This window comes from Haloarcula sp. JP-Z28, assembly GCF_011440255.1.
Lineage (GTDB): Archaea > Halobacteriota > Halobacteria > Halobacteriales > Haloarculaceae > Haloarcula > Haloarcula marismortui.
Map to the genome: position 1 here is coordinate 1 of NZ_JAAOHT010000094.1, position 12447 is coordinate 12447.

A 12447-nucleotide genomic window follows, 5' to 3' on the forward strand; every position below is an offset into this window, starting at 1 on the left:
CTCGTCTTTGTCACCGTAGTAGGGTCGCAGGTGGAGGTCTGCGCAGACCTCCACCTGCTTGGGTAGGATCTCTAGAACGTCCTTTTGGAGGAGTGGGTTCCCGACTTGTTCAACCGACGCTAGGTCGAACTTCTCACGGAGATGGTACAGAACCGTGTTTTTGTGGGGAGAATCTTCACTGGTCTCGCAGAGTTCAGATATCGAGGTCCCGTCGGCGCATGCGCCGACGAGGACTTCTAAGATGTCCACAGCATCGATTTCAGCATTGTTGCCGAGTCCAAGCACAACTTCCTCGTCAAGCGAGTTGACGAGAAAGTTAAGGAGCTGGTCCTCGTGGATTTCATCGTCTGCTTGCTTCTGGTGTTTGGACACATCCTCAGCAAGCAGACGTCTCAACTAACCAGCTTTGTGAAGTACTGAGTATTTGTTAGAGCAACAGTCCACCATTTCATCTAAAGCTCTGACACTAGCCTAATTGCAAAATTCCTGGTTTTGGTGGTAGCGGCCTTGTTACTCCTACCTTTTGCCTATTCGTGATAGTTAGATGACTGCTGGAGTTCCACCGGAGTCTTCACCCTTCACCAGATTCACGTAAAAAAGTGGTGTGTCTCTCCCCGGATTTCCGTGACTTCACCCCGACACAGACTTCAGACTAACCAACAGTTTCCCCCTCGGCGACGACTTGTTGGTTAGTAATTCTGTTCAATTAGTCAGTGAACGACTTGCCCAGTTCGAGACAGATTGCGATGGTCTTGCGCTGCACGCTACTGAGACCGCTATCGGAGTCGTTGTTGAGTTCGCCGAGCATAGATTCGATATCGCTAACGACGCGATCGCCGTCGATATACCTGAGGAGTAGGCTGACGAGGCAGACAGTGGAATGAGAAGATTGAGGGAACCGACGAGCAGGCCGAGATTCCGCGCTTGAAGGGCTCGCTGACAGTGACAATTATCGACGATTGGGAGAATTACTACCGCAACTCGAACCCAGCCACCGCCCAGATCTGCACTAAGCGTGATCGGGATATCAGTCGTTCATGCTGACGCTATTCGTCGAGGAACACATCGAGATCCCGAGCGGGTGAGTGAAACCCAGCCTCGTCGATCCAGCGTTTAAGATACGTGTCTGCGGTCGTTGCTGTAATTCGATCATCCTCAACAGAACGGACAAGCAACCCAATCGAGCCAGTTAGCTCGATGCCCCGGTGATTCGCAGTCGCACGTGCATCACCATCATCGGTGATCACCGTTCCAGCAACGTCATCTGCAACTGCCAGTGCTTGAGCCTCACCCGGGTCAAGCGTTTCCAAGAGAGACTGCTCGATTTGGTGTGCCTCCGCTGATGGCTCAACGACAGGAATATTTTCTTCAAGCGCAGTTACTGCGTGTTCGAGATAGCGATGTGTTTCAACTCCTTCGGTGAGTTCCATCTGGACAGCAGGAACCGTGACGAGTCGTGGCAGGTCCGCTATCTTGATACAGCGAGAGAATCCCGCCCTTCCCGCGAAGAACGAGTGTTCCGACGCTCTGTCGGAACCGAGGACTGAGCAGGGCGGGAGTGAATCGCGTAAGCTCCGTGCTACAATCTCCGTGACTGTTGCCTGACTGAATACCCAACGTAAGTATTTAGTAGAGTAAAAACGTACAAATTCTTGTGCGAACAGAGATAGATATGGAGCGTGGTGGCGACCTGCACGAGCGGGTCAAAGAGTATGCTCGTGAGAATGGCATCCGCCATCCGCGTGCCTACCGCGAGCTAATCGAACAAGGGTTAGAGATGGATGGAAACGACGACTAAGACGCTCGAAGCCACGCTTGCCCCGCCGACAGCACACAAAGAGCGGAAACTGTGTGACCTGCTCGAAACCTACCGTCAGGGGCTACACGAGGCGTTCGACGCCGGGTGTGACACAATGAGCGCAACCGGCGACGTGGTGACGCCCTACGACTTGCCGTATCAGGCGAAAGCGGCCCTATGCAACTACGTCCCACAACTTCACGAAATCTACGACGCACAGGAGTTGGACGAAAGCCACCCAGTTCGGCTCACCAACCAAGCCGCCAAGTTTGACCACTCTCCGACGCGTGACTACGAGTTCACGTGGTGGGCACCGCAACCCGGTCACGGCACCAACTTCTGGATACCGCTTCGTATCAATCCCGAACAGGAGGGTCTGTGGCACGACCTCGTAGACGGGAACGCTTCAGCAGGACAACTCCGCCTGCAACGGAATCGTACATCGTGGACACTACACATCACTGTCGAGTTTCCGGTGGAAGAACCCGACTACGCGACAGACGGTGACGACGTGACGCACATCGGTCTGGATATTGGTGAAACCGCCCTGATAACGGGCTGTGCCCTCAAGGACGGGTCACCAACTGGCCCGTTCGTGTGTGACGGGAGCCGTGCGAAGCATCTCCGCAAAGAGATGCACACCACCCTGAAACGATTCCAAGAGCGAGACGCCGCCGAGTGGCGGATTGACAAGCGATTCGACCACTACCAGAACGCCCTCACAGATATTGTCGAGAAGGCGTCTCGGCAGGCTGTCGAGTACGCCCGGCAATTCGAGAAGCCGGTACTGGTGATGGAGAATCTGACGTACATCCGCGAAGAATTGGACTACGGCGCGTACATGAACCGGCGACTCCATGCGTGGGCGTTCGCTCGGTTACAGAACCGCGTCGAGGACAAAGCGCGAGAGGCTGGTATCCCGGTCGAGTACGTCCGACCGGAGTACACCAGCCAGATGTGTCACGAGTGCGGTCACCTCGGAAACAGGGCCGCCCAAGCCACGTTTCGGTGTACCAACGACGAGTGCCACATCACGACGTTTCAGGGCGATATAAACGGCGCAATCAACGTTGCACAACGGGCTGACCCGTGGGGAGAGAGCGTGCCGCTGAAACCGGCAGGCAATGACTCGCCTCGGGATGGGAGTGCCTGTGACAGCACCACGACCCACCGTGAGACGAGCGAGACACACTCGCAAATGACTCTCTCGGCCTTCCACGGGTCGGAACCCTCTACCAGCGATAGCCGCACTTAGCTGGTATTCCCCATGTGTGGGAAGCCGCGCCGTTCACAGCGCAGAGGATGTCACGAGTTCGATATGATCCACCTGCGCGAAGTTCGATAGAACAGTTGTATTGAGAACGGTCGCGTTAGCAGGCACACCTGTCATTCGAGATTCCGAGCCACGTCTATTTCATCGCGTGCGGCGTCCATGTCCTCCGGTCCAAATCGAAGTTCAACGCCCTCCTCGCGAAGGATGTCTCGCATCTCGAAGCGGTTAAACCCAGCAAGCCGAGCAGCAGTCCCGAGCGTAATTCGCTCCTCTTCATACAATGAGACAGCAGCCTCAACCCGTGCATTCTCGTGTTCTTCGAAGTATTCACGGAGTACATGGCGGATTGCGTCGCTCTTATTTTCGAAGATGCCCGCTTTGACCGCCCCCTCCATGAGGTCCGTTAGATCATCCGGAATGGTGGCAGTAGTTCGAGACATGGCTTACTATATTCTAACTCTGCATACATTATATGAATTGCGGCGGAGTGCCGGTGAGCCTGTCATCGCGAGCACGAGACCCATGCGACATCAGTTAGACCAAGATCTGGTTGTGTACCGACTTGTTCATTAGTCGTAACAGACATCCCCGATTTACACTCGAAACCCGGTGTGTGGCCGGCAGATTGATACACTTGCCAGGGCCGTTATTCAAGTACAGCCACGCATAAATGCCACCAGCGACAGAAGTGCCTATCAACGCTAAGTGATGAACTTTCACTTGCATTCTGGTACCAGTATAAGCGTCACTGACGACTCAGCAGCTATTATGTGTCCTCCGTGGGATGTGTAGGTTCTGTCAACGCTGATATTTATTAAACAGTCCAGCAGGTCCACCTGCTCAGTACCGGTGTCTTGGTCTAACGCTACGCTTGTCACAGGACAATACAATTCTTATATTTCCACCAGTCTAACATTTATCCGATGACCTCGACTACAGATGAAGTGATCTCGGTACTCCAGAGCGCGTACTTAGAAGAATTGGAGACAGTCATGAATTACAGGACTAATTCGATTGTTCTCGATGGTGTTCGAGCGCAAGAGATCAAAGAGAGTCTCGAAGAGGATATTCTAGAAGAACTCACACATGCAGAGTTACTGGGACAGCGACTCAAACAACTGGACGCTCGACCACCTGGATCCGCCGAGTTTACTGCCCAGCAGGAAAGTCTGCAACCCCCTGAGGATTCGACTGATGTTCTGGCAGTCATCAGGGGCGTTCTCGACGCTGAAGAAGACGCGATTTCGACGTATAGACAATTAGTGGATCTTGCACGTGAGGCTGACGACCCGGTTACGGAGGACTTGGCAGTAGAAATTCTCGGGGACGAGGAAGCCCACCGGACGGAATTTCGTGGATTCGAGAAGGAGTATAGCGAAAACTGAAACAATAGTTGCGGTGTTTCGGTATCTCTCTCGCTCAAAGTGAGAGTGGTATCGGTTTGTCGTACGACAACCACGTAGCTATGGGTGTACGGTCGTAATACACAACCGGCCTGTGGAGGTCCCTGACGACCAAGTCCTGGACCTGCCACTGACGACTCTATGGAAAGCTAACCGATGCCTCAATGTGCCACCTGTGGTCATCACGTCTCCGAACAGTTCCAGCGTGTGTTCAGTGATACAAAGGGAGAAGTCTACGCGTGTCCGAACTGTTCGGCGAACGCAGGTATTGGGGAAGCGACCCAAGAACGACGTGTGAGCCAGTCAGAATAGGGACCGTACCCTGGGACCGATTACTTCGTTGAGATATAGGACTCAACGAGGCTAGCCTCCGCTTTTCGCAGCCTGTACGAAACCGTTGAGCGTGGCCAATCGAGTTCCGCTGCAAGCTCATCAAGGGTCGTTTCGCGTGGGGTTTCGTAATATCCCTCTTCGGCGGCCAGTTCAAGCACTCGGCTCTGTTCAGGCCGAATAGAAACTGAGTCAAACAGCGTGAGCAACGGCCCAGTCGCGTCACTCACGTGGTCGAAGTGAAAAGACAATCCGTCTTGGAGCAGACCGCCTAACGTGTCGTACAGCATACCGACTTTTTTATCGTCCTCCATAAGGATGCGCCAGCGTTCAGTGTCCCCTTCACGGATAATCTCGAAGAGGAGTGCCCCGGTTATATACCGGTTAGTGATAGTCGGGATTGAATCGCAGTGGACGAGATTTTCAAAATAGCTGTAGACGAGGCTTCGCTGTGGGCTGTTTTCCAGTACGTCACAGTAGTGACGGCCACCACAGGCGCGGTCACTGATACTCAACTGATTGTACGTCGACCCTGTCAACAGTGCTGTCGCTTGTTCGACGAGTGAGGTGGGACCGGTTATGCGGTCTAACCGCCAGAGCTGCGCGTTTCCCATCGAACAGAGGAACGTCGTGGAACGGGCTTCCGGTGTCTCGATGAACAGGTCCATCAACTCGTCAGTGTTGGCTTCGTACCGGATTTCGAAGACGAACTCCCGCATCTACTGTAATTTACGCATCAACGGTACAGTCAATTTCGATTCGAATCGGACCGCTATCCATGTCGGTATGCTGGAGAGTGGGCACGCTGGTTCCGATTACTTGTCGTAGGACAACGAAAAGCTCAGGACGTCATGGTAACAAAGGTTGAATATGAGTAATACCACTGCTGATGGCTCTCTGCCGTGGTTTGTCAAAGTCGTCATAGCTGTCGCACTCATGGTCGTTCTATTCATCATCGGTATCGATCTGCTCACGTTCGCTGCAGCGTGGTAGCCAAGCAAGGCTGACCGCGTAGGTCACAGTCTGACAGTTAGTTCTTGGCTGATGATTGTCGGCTACCAAGGCTAGAGTTATGTGGACAGGTCAGATGTTCTTAAATAGACCAGCTCCGCCGCTGGCAATGGTGAGTTGCATATGAATGCACGGCTGAGTGGAACTATAGAGTCTGTGAGAAATGCTGTCGTTACTCCCGCGTGGCTCGAAGAACACCTCGACGAGGCCGAATCTGAGTCCCATGAACTACGCTTAGTGGAGGTAGACCTCAACACAGCGTTCTACGAGCAGGGGCACATTCCAGGTGCGGTCTGTATCGACTGGCAGCAACAGTTACAGCACGCGACTCGGCGGGATATCCCGTCGGAAACCGCGTTAGCTAACCTGCTCGGTGCGCGTGGCATCACAGAGGATTCGACGCTAGTCTTGTACGGTGATAACTCGAACTGGTTTGCAGCCCATCTGTACTGGATGCTTTCGTACTACGGCCACGAAGAGATGTACCTACTAGACGGAGGGCGGGAACACTGGCTTGAGTCGGGCCGGCCGACAACGACTGCTGTGCCGTCCTATCCGACACAGTCATATCGCACACGTGGCCCGTTTGAACACGTCAGAGCTTATCGTAGCGCTGTCAAACGGGCTCTGTCAAAGCCAACAAAACTTGTCGATGTCCGGTTACCAGAAGAATACGACGGCACTATCCTTGCCCCGCCTGGAATGACGGAATCGGCCCGGCGGGGCGGTCACATCCCCGGCGCGAAGAACATCGTGTGGTCAGAGAACCTCCAGTCTAACGGGCGGTTCAAATCTCCCGAGACACTGGCGGAGCTCTACCGAAATCGAGGCATCGATAGAGACAGCGATGTCATCGTCTACTGTCGCATCGGCGAGCGGTCGTCATTGACGTGGTTCGTACTGTCCGAGTTGCTCGACTACCCGTCCGTCCGTAACTACGATGGTGCGTGGACAGAGTGGGGGAATCTCATCGGTGTCCCGATTGCAACAGGCTCAGACTAACGGAGACCATTTCGGTAGCATGATACTATTGTCATAGGCCAACCGGATAACTAAGCCACGGAGGACGCGACTATTTGCTATGCTTTCGATGCCTGCCTCGCGATTGCCCCTCGTCGGGCTACTTGCGATTCCATTCGTAGCCGCGTTCGTTATCGCCCTCGAACCAGTTGCTTTCTTGGCAATTATCAATACGGTACTCATCGTTATCGCTGTCCGCCTCATGTTTGGATCAGACGATCTCGACACGCTTGAGCGCGAGTGGTCTCGGATACGATGATGGCCGGCACCCACGGGACAGGCGTTATCACTGGTGACGTTAGTCTCGTTGTCTTCGCCATCGTTGGTTTGCTCGGTGGGGCGCACTGTTTAGGGATGTGTGGGCCGCTTGTCACACTGTACGCCGACCAGCTAGGGGATGACGGGCCAGTCAAGTGGACCGAAATCCGCCAGCACCTGCTGTTCAATTTCGGACGGACGGCGAGTTATGCGCTATTGGGGGGACTCATGGGACTGCTCGGTACCGTCATCTACGACACTGCAGCAGTCTTCGCACTGGCCGACACCCTTCGGGCAGTCGCCGGAATGGCTGTTGGTGGGTTTATTATCGTGACCGGGGGCATGTATCTCCGAACCGGGACAACCGCCGGTGCTATCGCTAGTCTTGGTTCAGGGTCGTTATTCTGGCGTCTGAGCACACGGCTTCACCAGCACATCGACCAATGGGTCGGCGGTCCGCGTATCATCGCGTTGGGTGCGGTTCACGGCATACTCCCGTGTCCACTTCTTTATCCGGCGTTTCTGTACGCCTTCGCTATCGGTTCGCCGGCCTACGGTGCGCTCGCACTGTCGGTCCTCGGACTGGGCACTATCCCCGCAGTGTTTGGGTACGGTGTTGCGTTCAACTCGATGTCGCCGCGGTTTCAGTCTAGGCTACATCGCACACTTGGGGCCGTATTCCTCGTCCTGGGATATTTGCCGCTCTCGCACGGACTGATGATCTTTGGTATCGAACTTCCACATCCATCGATTCCGATATATCAACCGTTGGGGTGATTCAGTGAGCGACTAGCCGCTCGTGGAGTGCTGATACCGGATTCGTCACACGCTGCTTCGGTGGTTAAGGCCATTGGGCAGCATCGCCAATATCCCGTCTAAGGCAACGATGGCCGTCCTGATAGTGACAAATAGCCTGCTAGCCGTGCTCGACTCGTCAGACGCTGTCGGCTACTACGATACCTCGGCGCCGTGGCCAGCAGACAGGAGCCGTCGAGTTGTCCTGTGACAAGTGAGAATACAACTCTATCGGGTCGATTCAGACGAAACAGCATGGATACTAACAAGATGCAATCAGGCACTAACAGGTCGATACCCGACCGCAACGGATTGCTTGGTTGTCGGCGCGTCCGTAGCGCGATTTTCCGAGGGGCGGCGTCAGTGGCTGCACTTGGGTTCGCCGGCACTGCAAGCGCGCAGGAAGCGAGCGGGGGTGCCGTTGGCGGTGGCAGTGGCTCCGGGCTGTTCGTAACGGCGGTGGCACTGGGGCTCACTGGACTCACCATCGGCGCGGTCTACCTCCTTAGCTGGCGAGACAGGCCAGAGCAGTCGTTTTCTCCCGCAACAGCCACTGAAGACCGAGTCGCCAATCAGCACACTGGACAAATGTTTGAGTCCAACGTCGCACAACATGAGACCGAGTCAGTCGCCCACGACGCATTCGACCCAGTCGGGACCGGACTGTTACTCGTGATGTATTTCGTCATCATTTCGCTGATGTGGCTGTTCATGTACTTCGTCGAATTCCTCGGTAACGGGCCATCGGTGGTGGGATAATATGCACGTCCACAGATTCGAACGGCTGTGGCTGGTTGCCGCGCTCGCGATGATTGTCCTGTTCATCGGAACTGTGACCTATGGCGCTGTCGGCGCCGGCTACGGGATGGTTGATGACACTGGTGGCCAGGTTGACCCCACAGACGCCACGGCCAGCGAGAACTTCCGAGAACCGGGTGTGTACAACGGCAGCGAACCGGGCCACTACGACGTGTATATCGAAGCGAAGCAGTTCCTGTTCGTTCCCGGGACGAGCGACCCAGTCCGCGTTCCCGCAAACAGCACCGTCACGTTCCACGTGACGAGCACAGACGTGGTCCACGGCTTCGAGGTCGTCGGCACAAATATCAACACCATGGCTGTTCCTGGGCAGGTGGCGACGATTACCGTAGAGTTCGACGACCCCGGTCAGTACGGGCTCGTCTGCAACGAGTACTGCGGGAGCGGCCACCACACGATGGAAGGGTCGCTGGAGGTTGTCCCACCCGGGCAATTCAACAAGAGTGAGGTGAACTGAGATGGCACATCCACACCGGTCAGAGCAGCCACAGGCGTACGAGGCAGACGAGACATCTCTCAAAGACCGGCTCGCTTTCATCGACCGGTACCCCAACGCCGCACGCATCACCCGTCTCTGCATGGGCGTTTCGTTTACTGCATTGACTATCGGTGCTCTCTTGGGGATTGTTCAGGCGCTCCACCGGACGAACGTCTTCCGTGAAGTCATCAGCTCGGCTGATTACTACTCTGTGCTGACGGGCCACGGCGTTCTGCTCGCGCTGTTTTTCACGATATTCTTCCTGACCGGAATTTTCACTTGGGGGACCAGCAGAAGCCTCGGCATGGGATTACCGTCACCGGGGTTCTCACTGGGGTGGTTTCTCCTCATGCTCTCGGGTGCAGTGATGACTGCTACAGCCATCTTCGGTGGGTTGGTCGGCCAGATTCCGTTCTCGGCCGACGTCCTGTACACGTTCTACGCCCCGTTGCAGGCCCATCCACTGTTCTACGCAGGGCTGGCAGCCTGGCTCGTGGGGACGTGGCTTGCCGGGGCAGACTGGATACGCACCTACTACCACTGGCGACAAGACAACCCCAACGAGCGCATCCCACTGCAGATGTTCATGATTATGACGACGATGCTGATGTGGTACATCGCCACGCTCGGCGTCGCCGTTGAGGTACTCGTCTTTCTCTTGCCGCTGTCCCTGGGTCTCATCGACAGTGTCGACCCGCTACTCACAAGAACGTTGTTCTGGTTTTTCGGCCACCCCGTCGTCTACTTCTGGTTGATGCCGGCCTATTTCGCATGGTACACTGTCCTTCCGAAGCTCTCTGGCGGGCGTTTGTTCAGTGATCCGCTAGCTCGCGTCGTCTTTATTCTCTTTCTCATCCTCTCGACGCCGGTCGGCTTCCATCACCAGTACGCCGACCCTGGCGTGCCAGAAGGGTTCAAGTTCATCGCAATGACCAACACGATGTTCCTGTTGCTCCCGAGTTTCCTCACCGCTTTCACCGTCGTCGCGAGCATGGAGTACGGCGCTCGCCAGCGAGGTGGCACGGGCTATCTGAGATGGCTGAAGGCGCTTCCGTGGGGGAACCCCGCCTTCGCCGGCTGTGCGCTGGCCGGGATGATGTTCGCCGCCGGAGGCTTCTCGGGCATCATCAATGCCGGGATGAACATCAACTCGCTCATCCACAACACGTTGTGGGTCCCTGGGCACTTCCACCTCACCGTCGGGACGGCAAGTGCCCTGACGATGATGGCGATTAGCTACTGGCTCTACCCACAGATTACCGGCAAGCGCCTGCAGTTCTACGGCGTCGCCCAGATACAGCCGTACATCTGGTTCATCGGGATGGGGCTGATGTCCAACGCGATGCACCGAGCGGGGCTGGCCGGCGTCCCCCGACGGACCGCCGAACCGCAGTACCAGCAGTTCGACTTCGCGCCGGTACTGGGCTCGATGCCAGAGATGCGTCTCCAGATTGCTATCGGCGGGACGCTACTGACGCTTGGAGCGCTCATGTTCGTCCTCGTGATGGTCGGAACGTGGCTAGCCGAGCGTGGCCGGGGTCGGTTGCGCGTCGACAGCCACCTCCCCGAACCCATCTCCGGACCTTCGGACAGCCCACGGGTGCTCGACAACGTCAAACTCTGGTTTCTCATCGCCGTTGTCCTTGTTGCCATCGCCTATGGATTCCCAATCTACTCTATGGTTGCCGACGGCGCGTTCAACCCTGCGGCCCCACCATTCCCCGTGTGAACTACCCTACCTACTTCACTTGGGGGCAATGGTCCTGATCGCTGTTTTGGGATGGCTTTCGTGTGGACTCACGCGCTACGCCCCAGACAAGATGGGACGTTCAAGCTCCTAGTTATATCCAATTTCCAGTGATTCAAGCGTACGTTTGCAGATGCGCATCAGCCGTCGCCGCGCTAGATCACTTGCTTGCAGTTTAGCACAGGGTTTGAATTGCTCGACAGTCTCCCGAAGAGGTGCAGCCAAACTCTCGGGCATGTCAGGCTTGATTACGGCGGTACGACGGTACTCCACAGGATTTCAAATATATGATTGTGGTCACTCATTGGGAGCAGGTATGCAACAAATATGATGAGTGGTCAGTACTGGGTCGCCTTCGGATCACAGGCTGCAGGCTCGTTCGCACGGCCAGTGAAGCTTCGCTCTATGCCCCTACTCTCAATCCTATTCGCTTGTATTTCTGCCGAAAATGTGTGCAGCAGGGGGGCGATTCTTCTATACCTCTGTCCTGAACCTCGGTATCGAAGCAGCCAGCCTGAGCGGTGGTGATGCGCTCTACGAGACCGTCAAGCGCGACAGGGATCCCAGAGGCTGACCTGCCGGTGGTCCCCGCCGATAACTGGGACGGAGTGACCGTTGTCACTCGACAAGACAGGATATAGGATTTTCTGGCGTGAACATGTCTGTATGCCCCTACGCATTACGGTCAAACGCCGGGTTCTGGGCTGTCGTCTCTGTCTGCCGGCGCTGTTCACCGCCGGTATCGCCACCGCCGCTATCGTTATCGGCTTGCTAACTGGTGACATGGTGACGGCGCTCGGTGCGTTCCTGTTGGTCCCGAGTGCGATACTACTCTTTGCGATCGGTCTCAAACGGGAGACTACTGCATTATCGGACCATCGAACGCACTGATCTGCCGGAATTGAACCGGGTCGAAGCCAGACTTACGCGCCCGCTCTGAGTGGAGTCAGGATCTTTAGGGTCAGCACCCTTGCCTTGTGGGGCGTCTCCGTGATTGCTCACAGGATGGTCGTCCGTACCGAGATCAATCCGATCAAGCAGGCGATCAAAGACTTCAACCAGTGCGACTCCAGTCAAGAGGCCGCCAATCATCAGTGTCGGAAGCCCCCCAGCGGTGTACTGCAGTCCCTCGCCAATCAGCCCGAATAGCGACGCTGCCACCATGATGCCGGACGCAATGCCCCAGAGCGCGACGTTCCAACGGTCGCTAAACTCGTCAATAAAGAAGAACGGGATCGCTCCCAGCCCAGTGGCTACCGCAGTGACTAGACCGGCAACGAATACGAGTCCAATGTGGCTAACGAGTATCATACTAACTGTTTACCCCTCTGAACAAAGTAATATTCCTAAAAGCCAAAAATATTTTTGGCTAGACTAAAATATACAGAACGCTCTTGCGTAGGAGATTGTGGATATTGTTGAGCGGCAGCTGTGGATTCGAAGAGGACAAGGGCACCGCGTCAGCGGTGCCCGACACGAATGATTCCGCTAGATGTGTTTGGATCGGAATCGGTC

At 55.7% G+C, this 12447-nt stretch carries 14 protein-coding genes and 2 pseudogenes; 11 read left to right on the forward strand and 5 right to left on the reverse strand.

Annotated features, from left to right (window positions below; all coding sequences use genetic code 11):
- Window positions 1-372: pseudogene (locus tag G9463_RS21515) on the reverse strand (ISH3 family transposase); the annotation flags it as partial.
- Between the two features lie 674 nt (window positions 373-1046).
- Window positions 1047-1430 carry a twitching motility protein PilT gene (locus G9463_RS21520; RefSeq protein WP_240150109.1) on the reverse strand — a complete coding sequence of 128 codons (384 nt, stop codon included), beginning with the start codon at window positions 1428-1430 and terminating at the stop codon, window positions 1047-1049.
- 242 nt (window positions 1431-1672) lie between these two features.
- On the opposite strand from G9463_RS21520, the gene G9463_RS24395 reads away from it, so the two are divergent.
- Entirely contained in the window at window positions 1673-1798 is a 126-nt protein-coding gene (locus G9463_RS24395) for a hypothetical protein (protein WP_255458722.1), read from the forward strand.
- Window positions 1782-3053 (forward strand): RNA-guided endonuclease TnpB family protein, encoded by a 1272-nt coding sequence (locus tag G9463_RS21525; RefSeq protein WP_165897792.1) that lies wholly within the window; start codon window positions 1782-1784, stop codon window positions 3051-3053. Before G9463_RS24395 ends, G9463_RS21525 begins: the two co-directional genes overlap by 17 nt.
- A gap of 131 nt (window positions 3054-3184) precedes the next feature.
- On the opposite strand, the gene G9463_RS21535 is transcribed toward G9463_RS21525, so the two are convergent.
- A complete protein-coding gene (locus G9463_RS21535) occupies window positions 3185-3511 on the reverse strand; it encodes a UPF0175 family protein (protein WP_165897793.1) in 327 nt (108 codons plus the stop codon).
- 483 nt (window positions 3512-3994) lie between these two features.
- On the opposite strand from G9463_RS21535, the gene G9463_RS21540 reads away from it, so the two are divergent.
- Window positions 3995-4456 carry a ferritin-like domain-containing protein gene (locus G9463_RS21540; RefSeq protein ID WP_004965268.1) on the forward strand — a complete coding sequence of 154 codons (462 nt, stop codon included), beginning with the start codon at window positions 3995-3997 and terminating at the stop codon, window positions 4454-4456.
- Between the two features lie 350 nt (window positions 4457-4806).
- Here G9463_RS21540 and G9463_RS21545 read toward each other — a convergent pair whose 3' ends face one another.
- Complete coding sequence (locus tag G9463_RS21545; RefSeq protein WP_165897794.1) at window positions 4807-5523, reverse strand: helix-turn-helix domain-containing protein; 717 nt, start codon at window positions 5521-5523, stop codon at window positions 4807-4809.
- A 151-nt stretch (window positions 5524-5674) separates the two neighbouring features.
- Between G9463_RS21545 and G9463_RS24400 the strand changes: the two genes are divergently transcribed.
- The 8 genes from G9463_RS24400 (at window position 5675) to G9463_RS21580 (ending at window position 11823) form a co-directional block, all read left to right on the forward strand.
- Window positions 5675-5797, forward strand: coding sequence for a hypothetical protein (locus G9463_RS24400; RefSeq protein WP_004965263.1), 123 nt, complete (start codon window positions 5675-5677; stop codon window positions 5795-5797).
- A gap of 141 nt (window positions 5798-5938) precedes the next feature.
- The gene (locus tag G9463_RS21550; protein ID WP_049919335.1) at window positions 5939-6817 is read left to right on the forward strand and encodes a sulfurtransferase; all 879 of its coding nucleotides are present in this window, start codon (window positions 5939-5941) and stop codon (window positions 6815-6817) included.
- Between the two features lie 79 nt (window positions 6818-6896).
- Window positions 6897-7094, forward strand: coding sequence for a hypothetical protein (locus G9463_RS21555; RefSeq protein WP_004965258.1), 198 nt, complete (start codon window positions 6897-6899; stop codon window positions 7092-7094).
- Entirely contained in the window at window positions 7094-7870 is a 777-nt protein-coding gene (locus tag G9463_RS21560; protein ID WP_049919341.1) for a sulfite exporter TauE/SafE family protein, read from the forward strand. The genes G9463_RS21555 and G9463_RS21560 overlap by 1 nt, the downstream gene beginning before the upstream one ends.
- Window positions 7871-8251: 381 nt before the next feature.
- Window positions 8252-8647, forward strand: a complete 396-nt coding sequence (locus G9463_RS23885) for a hypothetical protein (RefSeq protein WP_004965252.1) — start codon at window positions 8252-8254, stop codon at window positions 8645-8647.
- 1 nt (window position 8648) lies between these two features.
- The gene (locus G9463_RS21570) at window positions 8649-9164 is read left to right on the forward strand and encodes a cytochrome c oxidase subunit II (protein WP_004965248.1); all 516 of its coding nucleotides are present in this window, start codon (window positions 8649-8651) and stop codon (window positions 9162-9164) included.
- 1 nt (window position 9165) lies between these two features.
- Complete coding sequence (locus G9463_RS21575; RefSeq protein WP_004965245.1) at window positions 9166-10914, forward strand: b(o/a)3-type cytochrome-c oxidase subunit 1; 1749 nt, start codon at window positions 9166-9168, stop codon at window positions 10912-10914.
- A 684-nt stretch (window positions 10915-11598) separates the two neighbouring features.
- A complete protein-coding gene (locus G9463_RS21580; protein WP_165897795.1) occupies window positions 11599-11823 on the forward strand; it encodes a hypothetical protein in 225 nt (74 codons plus the stop codon).
- Between the two features lie 120 nt (window positions 11824-11943).
- Here G9463_RS21580 and G9463_RS21585 read toward each other — a convergent pair.
- Window positions 11944-12243: pseudogene (locus G9463_RS21585) on the reverse strand (transcriptional regulator); the annotation flags it as partial.
- Window positions 12244-12447 lie beyond the last annotated feature (204 nt).

Excerpts from the sequence above, each read along its gene's own strand:
- G9463_RS21560 (WP_049919341.1), top strand. The coding sequence starts at position 7,094 with ATGGCCGGCACCCACGGGACAGGCGTTATCACTGGTGACGTTAGTCTC.
- G9463_RS21570 (WP_004965248.1), top strand. The coding sequence starts at position 8,649 with ATGCACGTCCACAGATTCGAACGGCTGTGGCTGGTTGCCGCGCTCGCG.
- G9463_RS24395 (WP_255458722.1), top strand. The coding sequence starts at position 1,673 with ATGGAGCGTGGTGGCGACCTGCACGAGCGGGTCAAAGAGTATGCTCGT.
- G9463_RS21550 (WP_049919335.1), top strand. The coding sequence starts at position 5,939 with ATGAATGCACGGCTGAGTGGAACTATAGAGTCTGTGAGAAATGCTGTC.
- G9463_RS21525 (WP_165897792.1), top strand. The coding sequence starts at position 1,782 with ATGGAAACGACGACTAAGACGCTCGAAGCCACGCTTGCCCCGCCGACA.
- G9463_RS21540 (WP_004965268.1), top strand. The coding sequence starts at position 3,995 with ATGACCTCGACTACAGATGAAGTGATCTCGGTACTCCAGAGCGCGTAC.
- G9463_RS21555 (WP_004965258.1), top strand. The coding sequence starts at position 6,897 with ATGCTTTCGATGCCTGCCTCGCGATTGCCCCTCGTCGGGCTACTTGCG.
- G9463_RS21545 (WP_165897794.1), bottom strand. The coding sequence starts at position 5,523 with ATGCGGGAGTTCGTCTTCGAAATCCGGTACGAAGCCAACACTGACGAG.
- G9463_RS21580 (WP_165897795.1), top strand. The coding sequence starts at position 11,599 with ATGCCCCTACGCATTACGGTCAAACGCCGGGTTCTGGGCTGTCGTCTC.
- G9463_RS21575 (WP_004965245.1), top strand. The coding sequence starts at position 9,166 with ATGGCACATCCACACCGGTCAGAGCAGCCACAGGCGTACGAGGCAGAC.
- G9463_RS21535 (WP_165897793.1), bottom strand. The coding sequence starts at position 3,511 with ATGTCTCGAACTACTGCCACCATTCCGGATGATCTAACGGACCTCATG.
- G9463_RS21520 (WP_240150109.1), bottom strand. The coding sequence starts at position 1,430 with ATGGAACTCACCGAAGGAGTTGAAACACATCGCTATCTCGAACACGCA.
- G9463_RS24400 (WP_004965263.1), top strand. The coding sequence starts at position 5,675 with ATGAGTAATACCACTGCTGATGGCTCTCTGCCGTGGTTTGTCAAAGTC.